This window comes from Methanobacterium sp. BRmetb2 (assembly GCA_003491285.1).
In the GTDB taxonomy this organism is placed as follows: domain Archaea; phylum Methanobacteriota; class Methanobacteria; order Methanobacteriales; family Methanobacteriaceae; genus UBA117.
This window is the reverse complement of record CP022705.1, coordinates 175,883-188,802: the sequence shown is the minus strand read 5'-3', so window position 1 is coordinate 188,802 and position 12,920 is coordinate 175,883. Positions and strand designations below refer to the sequence as shown.

The window sequence follows — 12,920 nt, the reverse complement described above, 5'->3', positions numbered from 1 at the left end:
CAGATAATTAAAAGAATTTAAATGTTTTCAATATCTTTGATGATATCTTTTAAGGCTGTTTGGAGGAGTTTTTCACCGTAATTTATATCAATACTTACCTTTTGGGATTCAACTAGTTTTGCTCCTTGATCTATTCCTTTATCTGCAATTCTAGCATCTTTCAGTCCTACCATTCCCACTTCAGGATATTTATCAAAATCGCAGTGTTTTTCTAATTTTGATTTATCAACCAGGCCTAAAACATCGCCTATGGATAGTTCTCCGGTCCCTGCGTGGGGTCCTTCAATTTCTACTATTTTATTATTTACTTTTATGGTCAATTCAAGCTTTTTTTCAATTTCAGAAATATATGGGAATAGGGGACGATTTCCACCATGGCCGTTTACCAGAACTATTTTTTCCAGTTCAAGACATTTTTTAGCCGATGCAAGTGTAGGTATTAATCTCTTTTCCACCAACTCTTGGGGTTTAATGTGTTTGCCGTGTTTGACGTAATCATATTCTGTAGCAGCATACAAAACTCCTAAGAATTTTGCACCAGTTCTTAAAGCTGCTTGAAGTGCCAAGTAAGAGGCAATCTTAGCATCAGTATCTATAGGTAAACATGCCCCATGATTTTCAAGGTGTGAACCAATTGCCAGAACTCCAACTTTGTGCACTTCTGGTGAGATAATATTTCCTGACGAATATCTGAGTTTTACCATTTGATCACGTAATATTTTAGATTATGATTAATCTCAAATTATAATTTTAAGTTAAGTGTTCAATATTAATAAAATCTATTTTTTATACTTTAAAATCCCATATTTTATCGCCAATATAGTGTATGGTTTTTATAGCTTTGCCCTTATCATTTTCAATCATTTCCTCACCAGATATTAGACATCGGCCAATGGCCAGGGGCTTTTTGTGCTGTTCATCCACAACAAATACAATATCTCCTTCCTTTAAGTTTTTATCGGCATCCACAATGCCGGGGCTCATGACATCAGCACCTTTAGTCATAAATTTTACAGCACCCATATCTACTACCGCGTAATCCTGGATAATATCTAATTTTAATGCTGCTTTTAGGGTGGGTAATGGTTCTCCCTCTAACATAATAATTAGCGGTTCTCCGTCAACCAGTATGAATTGGTAAATATCGGTTTCTATTTCCTCAACCTTACTCTTTGCAGGGATTAATTTAGCATATTCCCCTAGTTTTTTTTGTAATTCTTTCAGTTTCTTTTTTTTCAGATAATATCTTTTTCTGATTTTCAATTTGAAACACCTATACTCTTATATAATTATCATCGTTACATTTAAATATAAATCCCACCAACATTGAAGGTATAGGATAGGTGATAATGTGAATGCACAAAAAGTGAATGTACAAAGACCACTTGATGCATTAGGTAAATCCTTAAACTCCCCCGTTCTCATAAAACTTAAAGGTGAAAGAGAATTCAGAGGGATTTTAAAGAGTTTTGACCTGCATATGAATTTAGTATTGAATGACGCTGAAGAAATCGAAAACGGTGAATCAACCAGACGTTTAGGAACTGTGCTTATAAGAGGAGATAATATAGTCTACATATCACCTTAAATAGGTATATAAGTCTAAAACATTTACGAATAATTAGATAAATAAGATGTATTAACTCTAAAACTGTATAAACAACAAATATCAATTTTATAAGGAGGATAATAATGAAAGGTACACCCTCATTTGGTAAGAGGAATAAAAAGACCCACATCAGATGTAGAAGATGTGGTAAAAACGCATACCATGCCAGAAAGAAATACTGTGCAGCATGCGGATTTGGAAGATCCAGCCGAATCAGAAGATACAGCTGGCAAAATAAGAAAATTTCAGGATATAGGTTGAAATAGATGGATAATAAAAGTCCTATAGATGTAAGGATAATCGTGGAAGGAGCATCGGATGTGGAAAGTGTTTCCAAAGCCATGCAGAACGTGGCTCTAGGAGCAGAATACCACATAACTATCTCCTCCATAATTCCTACTACTAGCTCCGAAATAGCAAAAAGGGCTGTAAAAGGAGCAGATCTTGTTTTAATTGCAACTGATGTTGATGGACCTGGCCGGGAACTGGCTGATAAGTTCCAGAAACTTTTAAAAGATGAAGTGGGCCATGTGGAAAGAATGAAATTTCCCTTTGGTCATGACGTTGAATACATTGATCCTTCTATTATACGTGATGAGATCAAAAATGCCATAATAAGGGCGGGTCTAACATCAATAACTAATATCTCACGAATTAGAAAACTTGAAGATAAAATAGTTGATTTGAAAGAAAAATTAAGTAATATTTATGATGAAAACGATGTTCTACAATCTGAAAATCAGGAATTATCAGTTAAATCCCGAGAACTTTTAGAAGTAAACGAAGAATTAACCGAAGAACTGGCCCTTTTCAAGGAAAAATCAGAGAACATTGAACATAAATATGATAAAGTAAATAAAGAAATTGAAAAAATCCGAACCAAACCTCTTTTTGAACTTTTTTATTTAGAAGATTTATGGAAAGAAGTTTTTGATGAAGAATTGGAAGATGAAGATCAAATTTATTTTGCTACCAATCAGTTTAAACCAGATAAAATTATTGTAGGTCAAGGTTGTGTTGGGGCAGTTTCTAAAGAAAAGGCTATAGAATGGCTTAAAATTGTTCGCACTGCTTTAATTTTTTATGATTCAAAGGAAGATAATTCAGAGGATAATTCAAATAAAGATTCAGGTTACCAGCATATTTGGGAATCCTAGTTAATTTTTAAGATTTGTTAAACTAATTTAATCACAAAGTTAATAATAAAATGTGTAATAATTGTAAAAAATCTTCGAATTTGGTCTATAATTGTTATAATTTGAGTATATCTAATCTAGTTGAATAATTGTTATAATATTAATGTTAAATCTTTTTAAATAATTTAAAAACTGTAAAACTTTTGATTACTATATTTAATAATAAAAAAAATCATTTTACGTATATGGGAGAATCTTAAATTGCAGGATAAATGTGGTATTGTAGGAGTATATTCTCACAACAAAGCTAATAACGTGTCTAGAAATATTTATTATGGCCTTTACTCACTTCAACACAGAGGCCAGGAATCAGCAGGTATATCTGCCCATAATGGAAAAGAAATGTGCACTTATCGTGGTATGGGGCTGGTTTGCGATGTGTTTAACAATGGTAATATAGAAGGTTTGGATGGTAATGTGGGGATTGGGCATGTCAGATATTCTACTACTGGTAAATCACTGATAGAAAATTCCCAACCATTTTACACAGAATTTGACCAACATCAAATTGCAGTAGCACATAATGGTGACATAATTAACTCTATGGAACTTAGAGAAGAATTAATAGAAAAGGGACATTATTTCTGTTCCACAACAGATTCTGAAGTAATAACTCACCTTTTAAGAAGAGAATATTCTAAAACGGAAGATATAATTAGATCTATACAGAATATTTCCAGCAAATTAATTGGTTCATATTCACTGGTCATTCTTTTTAACCAGCAACTGATTGTGGTAAGGGATCCAGTAGGTATAAAACCATTATCCTTGGGCAAAACCCGTGATAGTATCATGGTAGCATCGGAAACTGTCGCTTTTGATGTTGTTGGTGCTGATTATGTGCGTGATATTAAACCAGGGGAGATACTGGTTATTAATAATGAAATAACTAGTTTTAAGATTCATACACCTCATAAAGTTAGAAGGGCTCATTGTATGTTTGAATACGTTTATTTTGCACGGCCGGACAGTATACTGGACGGACGATCTGTTTATCAAGTTCGATTAAAAATAGGAGAAGCCCTATTTAAAGAACATGGAGTTGATGCAGATGTGGTAATGCCGGTGCCGGATTCTGCAATTACAGCAGCTATTGGTTATTCTCGCGCATCGGGATTGGGATATGGAGAAGGACTTATCAAAAACCGTTACATTGGACGTACATTTATCATGCCCACCCAGGAAGAAAGAGAAACTTCTGTGAAATTGAAAATGAATCCTATCAAATCTGAACTGGAAGGCAAAAAAATTGTGCTGGTAGATGACAGTATTGTGCGAGGCACCACTTCAAAAGCTCTGGTTGATGTTTTAAAGGAGACTGGTGTTAAAGAAATACATCTAAGAATAGGATGTCCTCCTATAATATCGCCCTGCTATTATGGAATTGCTATGGCCACAAAAAAGGAATTAATTGCATCTAACAAGGAAGTAGAAAAGATTAGGAAAACATTAGGTGTTGATTCCTTAGGATATTTGAGTAAAGAATCTTTAATTGAATGTATTGGTCTTGATGGCGAAGACCTGTGTTTGGGATGTTTAACTGGAGAATATCCTACTGCGTTACCTAAAGATATAAAAAAATATGAGGCAAACCGTTGTTGTCCTTAATTTTTTAATAAATATTAATAGGTAGTTAAAAACGAATTCTTTGAAAAATTTTACCAGTTTTAAAATAATTATATAATGATTGATTTTCTAAATTAACTATACAAACTTCTTTAATACTTTAATTTCATTTATTTTTCAAGTGGTGATTAAAATCGTTGAATTAATGGCACCATCCCGAGATTTTGCATCTTTAAACGCTGCTCTTTCTAATGGGGCAGATTCAGTTTATATAGGAATAGATGGATATAACATGCGGGCTAACGTTGCAAATTTTAAGATGGACGACATTAAAAATGCAGTCAATCTATGTCATGATCATGGTGTAAAATTGTACGTTTGCACCAATACTATAATGAAAGACAGTGATATTGAATCTTTAAATGAGCTATTTCCTATTTTAAACTCTTATAAAGTTGATGCAGTAATTTTATCCGATTTAGGGGCTTTAAAAATTGCTAAGGAAAACAGTATAGATGTACATATGAGTGTACAGTCTAATTTATCCAACAGTGAATCTCTAAATTTCCTAAAAGAGTATGGAGTTAAAAGAGCAGTTTTATCTAGGGAACTATCATTAGAAGAGATTAAAAACATCAAATCTAAAACAAATCTTGAAATAGAAGTTTTTGTGCACGGAGCTATGTGTATGGCAGTATCTGGCCGATGTTTTTTAAGCTCCTATTTTTATGATAAAAATGCAAATTGTGGTGAATGCCTCCAACCGTGCAGAAGTGAATGGAAATTATTATCCAAGGATTCAAAGGAAGTTATAATTGAGGGTAATGAAAAGTTAACTCACTTTTTCAGTCCTAAAGACTTGTGCATGATTGAGCATACACCTGAACTTATTGGGGCGGGTATCGATGCATTCAAAATTGAAGGAAGAGCCAGACCTGCAGATTATGTTGCAACAGTAACCAAAGTTTACCGGGAAGCTATTGATAAATATGAAACTGGAAATTGGGAATTTAATGAACGATGGGTAGACGATCTCAAAAAAGTTTTTAATCGAGGTTTTGACACTGGATTTTACTTTAAAAAACCTTATAAAACCAGCAAGTATAATGAGGCTACTTATATTAAAAAAGATATTGGAACAGTCTGTAATTATTATAAAGATGTTTCTGCAGCAGAAATCCGGTTTTGGGATAGTTTGAAAGTTGGTGATGAGATTATAATTCAAGGCACTACAACAGGATCATTGATACAAAAAAATGTATCAATGCAAATTGACGGTAAAAACATTGAAAAAGCAGAAAAGGGTCAAAATGTTGGAATATTAGTTAAAAATAAGGTTAGACCTAATGATGTGGTTTATAAAAGGATATTAAGGAAATGAAAAATTAAAAACCAAAAATTATCAATTTTTTTGTATTAACGTATAATTTCTAAAATAACGTTTATTTTAGAAAAATAAAGAAAGGAAATGAATTTTACCTAATTTTAAATCTAAATTTATTCTAATTAATTTTTTAAAAGTACCTACAAGAGCAATTATATTTATTAGAACTAAGGGAATTGATAGTCACATAACTTTTTAAGATAATCAGTTGAACATGGAGAGTATATAATAAAACTTTTTATAAATAAAAAATCCATTAAAGTAAATAAAACAAGGGTTAAATTATTCCCATAAATAGTTAATAAAACAAATGATAAATAAAAAGTATTCAATATTTTTTATAATTCTGGAGTGATTTATATGGTAACAGTGGAAGAGGCTATGGAAAAAGATGTGATAGTATTAAAAACAGACGATAAAATAAGTGATGTTGCACAAATTTTAAGGAAAAATAATATTAGTGGAGCTCCAGTAATTGATGACGATCAGAAAGTTATAGGTATGATAAGTGAAGGAGATATAATGAAACTGATTGAGGTCCATTCTCCAAATATTAACCTTATTTTACCAGCTCCATTTGATTTAATTGAACTCCCAGTAAGAATGGAATATGAACTTGAAGTATTATCCAGAGGCGTAAAAAAAGCCGCAGCTGTTAAAGTGGAAGAAATAATGACAAAAAATATAATATCCATCAAAAAAGATGCTTCTATCTCTGATGCAGCAACACTTATGGACTCTCATGATATTAACAGACTTCCTGTTGTTGACGAAGATAATAAATTGATTGGTATAATAACAAGAGGGGACATCATCGGGGCTTTAGTAAAGTGAAGTTGGAGCAATTGATATACTAGTTATCCCATTGAGATACTGATTCTTTCAGCCACGGTGAAGTGAAAATGAGTAAGACAAAGCGTATTGCAATTTATGGGAAAGGTGGAATCGGAAAATCAACCATTGTTTCTAATATAGCGGCAGCATATGCTTCTAATGGTCATAAAGTCCTTGTAATAGGCTGTGATCCAAAAGCAGACACTACCAGGACACTTGTTGGAAGGAGGATACCAACAATTCTGGATATTGTAAAAGCTAAAAGGGATGCACTTTCAGAAGATATTATTTTTAAAGGATATGAAGGTGTTAAATGTGTTGAAAGTGGAGGTCCAGAACCTGGAGTTGGATGTGCAGGCCGAGGTGTCATTGTTGCAATGAAGCTCCTGGAAAACCTGGAAACTTTTTCTGAAGATCTGGATGTTATTATCTATGATGTACTTGGAGATGTGGTCTGCGGAGGATTTGCAGTTCCTTTAAGGGAAGACTTTGCAGATGAAGTATATATAGTAACTTCTGGTGAATACATGGCATTATATGCTGCTAATAATATATGTAAAGGTATAAAAAAGCTTAAAAGTAATCTCGGGGGCATAATCTGTAACTGCAAAGGAATAACAAATGAAATAGAAATAGTGACAGAATTTGCAGGAATAGTTGGAAGTAAGGTTATTGGAATTATACCTCGGAGTGAAATGGTTCAGCAAAGTGAGATAGATGCAAAAACAGTAGTGGAAAAATTTAATGATTCAAAGCAAGCAAACCTCTACAGAAAACTTGCGGGATCAATATTCAAAAATAAAGATTTTACAATCCCACAACCTATGGATATAGATGAATTCGACACTTTTTTCAGGAAATTCCAGTAAATTATATTTATTTTTAGTTAATACTATTGATTTTACAGGCCAATAAAAAATTGGTAGAAGATTGGCCTAATTTATTATTTTGAACATGCGGTTTTAATTTACTAGGAAGATCTAAAATCATTTAAATTTTTAGGCTTTAAATTTAAATTTTTAAAAGATTTTAAACATACCTTCTTTGCATTTTCTAAATCAGCAAAATAAAATAGGTGTGATGAACATTTACAGTCAGAGCATCCAAAACCATTAATGCCAACTCCAAAACTGGCTATTTTTGAAGCTACATTGCATTCCCATTTTTGTGGACTTTCAATGTAGATCACATCACTTATATGAGAATTTTCAGAGTTTAATAAATAGTCAATATGCCAGAAAAGTTTTTTTTCCATGGAAAGATGTCTATTAATCCTACTTTTAAGTGAATTTAAAGCAGAACCCACATATACATAGTAACCCTCTTTAAACTCTAAAAAACCAAGTTTACCTATTTTTATATTAGAATTATTATTTACATGGACTATTAAACAATAAGTACCACTTTTTTTTGATTTGGTGGACATATTAAAACCTTTTTCATTGTATATTTAATAATTCAATAAAATTTCTGTTCATCCCATTTTTATTAATTTTTATTCTTGAATCATAAAAAATTTGTATTTTGGGATAAAATTTATATTTGTTATTATTATAGATATAAAATGGTTTGTATGATACCCTACTTGATTTTGTGGTGATTTTATATGGTTAAATGGCTGTTTTATATTGTTGGAATAATCTTATTATTGATGGGAATTATGAGTGCAGTTAACTGGCCTATTGCATTTACACCACATGAACCTGTTTGGCAGGTTGCATTGAAATTAATTGTTGGTATGATCTTTATTTGGGGTGGTACACAGGTCGCAGATTAGATTTAAATTTAATCTTAAATTTTATGATACTGTACATTTTCTAGGATTTAATAAATAGATAGTTAGCAATACATAAAAATGATTCTTTTTCTGACATTCCCCATTTATGCCTATTAAAGTCCGTTTTTTATTAATTGCATTGATCTTTATATTTGCTTTTGGATCCTGCTTACATAGAGTCGTGCCCAGCAGTATGCAACAGAACTTCCGACGATGTCTCCTGCAACGATCCCCCACCATACTCCCTGTTGGCCAAAGTTAAGGGTAATGGCCATGATGTAGGCAAAGATTGCTACAAACAGTAATTGTCGCAATATAGTTAGAATTAGTGAAGTGGTTCCTTTTCCCACTCCCTGGAAGATGGAACTAGACATAAGTCCTGGAGGAACAAAGATATAGAATAAACACATTACTTGAAGAAAGGTAGTTATGGTTGGAGCTAGGTATGCAGTTTGTGGAGAATATGCAAATACTTTCGAGATGTAAGGTGCAAAAACGAAGGTTAAAATGCTGGTTATGATCGCTACCATCATTCCTACCTTTATGGAGTAATTATGGGCAATGGAAAGATTTTCATATTTTCTTGCTCCATATGCAACACCTGCAACAGTAATCACTGATGTTCCTACAGCAGCTATGGGTATTATGGCCATCATCACCACCCTCCATCCTGCAGAATACACAGCTACTGCATTTGTTCCTGCAACTATAACTAATATTACATTTAAAATGGCAGTTAAGGCTGACATTACCAGGAATTCTGCACTAGCGGGCAATGCAACTTCTAAGATAGATTTAGTAACTTTAAAATTTGGTTTAAAGAATTTCCATGATAAAGTGGCAAAAGTGTCTTTCTTTCTGAAAAACCAGTAGATAATCACCACTGAGACAATGGCCTGAGAAATTAAAGTGGCCCAGGCTGCTCCAGCAATGCCCCAACCTGCCATGTAAATGAGGATGGGGTCTAGAATCATGTTTACTACTGAAGATATAATCATAGCATACATGGTCCTTTTGGTGTCTCCTTCTGAGCGCAGAATTCCGTAAGCAGCACCTGTAAAAAGCATTAATATAGTACCAGCAAAAGTGATTTGACCATAACTTATTGCTAGGTTAATTGTTTGCCCGGCTCCTAATGCTGAAAGCAAGGGATGAAGAAATATTTCCAGTAATACTGTTAAAAGAGCTGAAACAATGATTGTAATAACCATGGTGTGCATTGCAGTGTTATTAACACCTTTATGGTTACGATTTCCTATACACCGGGAGATTGCTGAGGTTGCACCTGCGCCTAAACCATTGGAAAGACCAACCAGTATCATAAAAAGGGGCGTTACAAATCCTACTGCTGCTAGAGCATTTCCTCCAAGACCAGAAACCCATATGGCATCAACCAGGTTATAAGTTGTCATCAAAACCATTGCGATGATTAGAGGGCCTGACAACTTTAAAATTGCTTTTTTGGGGTCACCAGTGATGAGAGCAACGCCTTCTGTTTTTTCTGTCATGTTTTTTCTGTTTTATTATTCATGTGGAAATTTTATTGGTAGATAGTGTGATCTATCCTTTTCCACAGTTTTCACACTCTGTTAACTGATTTTCACCGAGTTCAAGGCTATTTTCTGCGAGTTTTTTCATTCCTTTAAGTAATCCAGTGCGTTCTTCATTTGAAAACCCTTTAAATATGATATTTTCCCATTTTTCCTCAGTACGGAGGATTTCTGGTATTATATTTTCACCTTTTTCAGTCAGGGAAAGTAAATATCTGCGACGGTTAAATTGATCTTGAACTTTATTCACCAATTTTTTTTCTTCCAATTTCCTTATTGTACGGGCAATAGTTCCTTTATCAATGTGGAACATTCTTGCCAAGTCATCCTGAGTAATTTCTGGTTTCTTTGAGATGGCCATAAGGCAGGGGACCTGTCCTTCAGTAAGTTCCAAATATTTCAGTTCCTTGTTCATAAATATGAAGTGGTTCCTGATTACGATTGATAAAATTCCTCTAAATGGAATGTTTAAAGACATAGTTTTCACTTCCAACTCTTTTTAACCATTAAAACTCTAAAAAATTGATATGGTATGTAAAATCAAAAAAGTCAAAGTGTTTTATACACTATTTAATAATATAATATCTTTCACTATATAAATATGTTGTTTATGCAACAATTGTTATGACAACTAAAATAATTAAATAAAAGACAAACATTTTAAAAATATAAGATTAAATAATCTTTGTGGAATTCAGTGATTAATATGAAATACGTTTTTTATGCAAAGGGACATTCCAATGTTACTTCCACTCACCGAACCACATTTGAGGTGACAATGGATGAAGAAATAGGAATCCAGGCTGACTGCATTGTTGGTGTAGCATCTGATAGATCTATTAAAGATATTCCAAAAACTATTCGAAAAGCTATAGCTACTGATGATACAGTTGTAGAAGTAGTTCTGGAAACAGAGAATGCCTCTGACATAATTAAAGGCAGGGGACATCACCTTTTAACACTTGATCATCCCACAGATATGGTCTGTCGCAAAAGTGGATATGTCTGCAATCGTACCTTAATGATCCACGCAGATAAGGCTGCAAAAGATCTCAATACCGCGTTAATAAATGATTTAAAGGATGGAAAGAAATTAAAAGTTAAGATAATTGTTAAAAACATAAATTAATGGATAAAATGTTGGTTTATTTTGTATAAATTAAATAAAAATTATTGGTTATGAAAATTTCTTTTATTGTAAAAACAGTTTAAAGTTTATTTAGTGCAGGGGACGGGATTCGAACCCGCGAAGGGACTCACCCACTAGGCCCTCAACCTAGCGCCTTTGACCGCTCGACCACCCCTGCAGAAATATATATTAAGCCAAGAATTAGAGCATACCATTCTTTCTCAGTTTCACTATTTAAATGTTTTTATGATATAAAGAATCTCTTTAAACTAAAGATAGTGGTGTAAAATAATCTACCCAATTATAACCATAAAATTATAATCTTATTTAGATAAACTATGGTTAATGAAGGCAGTATCTGAAGTTGATGATGGAATACTAGTGGATATTGATGTTTCTCCCAATTCTAAAAAATTTGAAATAACAGGTTACAATGAGTGGAGAAAAAGAATTGAGGTCAACATCTCGTCCATACCTCAGAAAGGTAAAGCAAATAAAGAAATCATTAAATCATTTTCAAAGCTCACTCACAAGCCAGTTGAAATTATTTCTGGGCATAAAAGTCATCAAAAAACCATTAAAATTTATAACATAAAGAGAAACGAATTTTTAAAGATTATAATGTGACTATTTATCTGGATAAAATAAAGAGTAGTACATATTTCAGGACAAGTTGGAGGTTTTATGCGTTTGGACTGGTTTATAAAACTATTTTGGTAATCTAGACGCTGAGATACGTATTAATTTGCAAAAATGAATAAAATTAGATTTAACGTTACAATTTTATAGATAATATCTATTAGGATTAAACATGGAAGAAAATGGAAAAAGCAGTAATAATAAGATAACCTCAGTTTGTGAAAAACTACCCTATATTAAGTTACCAGGGGGATGGAGATGCACAGAAACAAAAGGAACAGGACCTTTTGTAACTCGTGCAATATTTAAAAATCTTGAAGGTAAATTAATATTATGGAATTCCCGTTATCATCGGAAACACCATTTTAAACTGGATATAAGTCGCGGTTCAACTTTGTGGGCACCTGGTGCAGTGGGATGGTGGATAGGAATTCTTTTTGCAATTGGTGCTTTCTTTTTTGCACTTGGATCAACTCCAGGATATTTAAATGTTGTAGGCAGCACCTATGATGCTATAACTTTTTTTACAGGTTCAATATTTTTTACTTCTGCTGCTTATTTACAATATATTGAATCAGTTAACTCTCCCAGAAGTATTTCAGGCTTTTTAAAGGGAAAGTTTTATTTTTTTACATGGGAACCAAAACGTATTGACTGGTGGGCTACGATGGTACAGTTTGTAGGAACTTTATTATTTAACATAAACACCTTTAATGCCATTAGAAGTAATCTCAGCCTTACTCAGATAAATACGCTGGTGTGGGGGCCTGATATTTATGGCTCTATCTGTTTTATTATTGCCAGTGCACTAGCATGGTTGGAAGTTAGTCACGCATTCTGGTCATGGAATCCCCGTAAGTTTTCATGGTGGATTGCCATATTTAACATTATTGGATCTTTGGCATTTGGTATCTCTGCAGCAGCTGCGTACATTGTACCTGCAACAGGCCTTCCAAAAAACGAAATACTGGTTAATTTAGGAACATTTATTGGTGCCATCTGTTTTTTAATAGGGGGTTTATTACTCTTACCAGAACGTACAAAAGAAAAAAATGACTAAAAAAATAAAAGAAAAAATTAGAATAGCGATTTATATTTATAAATCCCTACTGTTAGAAATATTTTTAAGTTTGGATAAAGTTCCCTTTATGAAAATTTATTTATTATGAAATTTTTTCAAAAAAAGATTGATAAATAATAGTATTTTTTAAAATTCCAATAAGATTCTAGCTTAAA

Annotated in this window: 15 protein-coding genes and 1 tRNA gene; 10 read left to right on the top strand and 6 right to left on the bottom strand. The window is 32.9% G+C overall.

Features of this window, described 5'->3' with window-relative positions; genetic code table 11:
* Positions 1-17 precede the first annotated feature (17 nt).
* Positions 18-704, bottom strand: coding sequence for a creatinine amidohydrolase (locus CIT01_00865; GenBank protein AXV36852.1), 687 nt, complete (start codon positions 702-704; stop codon positions 18-20).
* Between the two features lie 82 nt (positions 705-786).
* Entirely contained in the window at positions 787-1,263 is a 477-nt protein-coding gene (locus CIT01_00860) for an RNA-binding protein (protein AXV36851.1), read from the bottom strand.
* An 88-nt stretch (positions 1,264-1,351) separates the two neighbouring features.
* Here CIT01_00860 and CIT01_00855 point away from each other — a divergent pair, with 88 nt between their 5' ends.
* The 7 genes from CIT01_00855 (at position 1,352) to nifH (ending at position 7,458) form a co-directional block, all read left to right on the top strand.
* A complete protein-coding gene (locus CIT01_00855) occupies positions 1,352-1,588 on the top strand; it encodes an RNA-binding protein (GenBank protein AXV36850.1) in 237 nt (78 codons plus the stop codon).
* A gap of 104 nt (positions 1,589-1,692) precedes the next feature.
* Positions 1,693-1,875, top strand: a complete 183-nt coding sequence (locus CIT01_00850; GenBank protein ID AXV36849.1) for a 50S ribosomal protein L37e — start codon at positions 1,693-1,695, stop codon at positions 1,873-1,875.
* Entirely contained in the window at positions 1,876-2,766 is an 891-nt protein-coding gene (locus tag CIT01_00845) for a topoisomerase (GenBank protein AXV36848.1), read from the top strand. It abuts the gene before it with no gap.
* A gap of 240 nt (positions 2,767-3,006) precedes the next feature.
* Entirely contained in the window at positions 3,007-4,413 is a 1,407-nt protein-coding gene (gene purF / locus CIT01_00840) for an amidophosphoribosyltransferase (protein AXV36847.1), read from the top strand.
* Positions 4,414-4,576: 163 nt separating this feature from the next.
* Entirely contained in the window at positions 4,577-5,752 is a 1,176-nt protein-coding gene (locus CIT01_00835; protein AXV36846.1) for a peptidase U32, read from the top strand.
* 363 nt (positions 5,753-6,115) lie between these two features.
* Positions 6,116-6,589: a CBS domain-containing protein gene (locus CIT01_00830; GenBank protein ID AXV36845.1), complete on the top strand. Its 474-nt coding sequence runs from the start codon at positions 6,116-6,118 to the stop codon at positions 6,587-6,589.
* A 68-nt stretch (positions 6,590-6,657) separates the two neighbouring features.
* The gene (gene nifH / locus CIT01_00825; GenBank protein ID AXV36844.1) at positions 6,658-7,458 is read left to right on the top strand and encodes a nitrogenase iron protein; all 801 of its coding nucleotides are present in this window, start codon (positions 6,658-6,660) and stop codon (positions 7,456-7,458) included.
* Positions 7,459-7,559: 101 nt separating this feature from the next.
* On the opposite strand, the gene CIT01_00820 is transcribed toward nifH, so the two are convergent.
* The 3 genes from CIT01_00820 to CIT01_00810 form a co-directional block, all read right to left on the bottom strand.
* The gene (locus tag CIT01_00820) at positions 7,560-8,015 is read right to left on the bottom strand and encodes an endonuclease (protein AXV36843.1); all 456 of its coding nucleotides are present in this window, start codon (positions 8,013-8,015) and stop codon (positions 7,560-7,562) included.
* 497 nt (positions 8,016-8,512) lie between these two features.
* Positions 8,513-9,874 (bottom strand): MATE family efflux transporter, encoded by a 1,362-nt coding sequence (locus CIT01_00815; protein AXV36842.1) that lies wholly within the window; start codon positions 9,872-9,874, stop codon positions 8,513-8,515.
* 52 nt (positions 9,875-9,926) lie between these two features.
* Complete coding sequence (locus CIT01_00810) at positions 9,927-10,394, bottom strand: MarR family transcriptional regulator (protein ID AXV36841.1); 468 nt, start codon at positions 10,392-10,394, stop codon at positions 9,927-9,929.
* Positions 10,395-10,622: 228 nt separating this feature from the next.
* Here CIT01_00810 and CIT01_00805 point away from each other — a divergent pair, with 228 nt between their 5' ends.
* The gene (locus CIT01_00805; protein AXV36840.1) at positions 10,623-11,045 is read left to right on the top strand and encodes a hypothetical protein; all 423 of its coding nucleotides are present in this window, start codon (positions 10,623-10,625) and stop codon (positions 11,043-11,045) included.
* A gap of 94 nt (positions 11,046-11,139) precedes the next feature.
* On the opposite strand, the gene CIT01_00800 is transcribed toward CIT01_00805, so the two are convergent.
* A tRNA-Leu gene (locus CIT01_00800) sits at positions 11,140-11,223 on the bottom strand.
* Positions 11,224-11,390: 167 nt separating this feature from the next.
* Here CIT01_00800 and CIT01_00795 point away from each other — a divergent pair.
* Together CIT01_00795 and CIT01_00790 are read left to right on the top strand one after the other, a co-directional pair.
* Positions 11,391-11,672, top strand: a complete 282-nt coding sequence (locus tag CIT01_00795; protein AXV36839.1) for a YggU family protein — start codon at positions 11,391-11,393, stop codon at positions 11,670-11,672.
* Between the two features lie 184 nt (positions 11,673-11,856).
* Complete coding sequence (locus CIT01_00790; protein AXV36838.1) at positions 11,857-12,744, top strand: hypothetical protein; 888 nt, start codon at positions 11,857-11,859, stop codon at positions 12,742-12,744.
* The last annotated feature ends 176 nt before the right edge of the window (positions 12,745-12,920 follow it).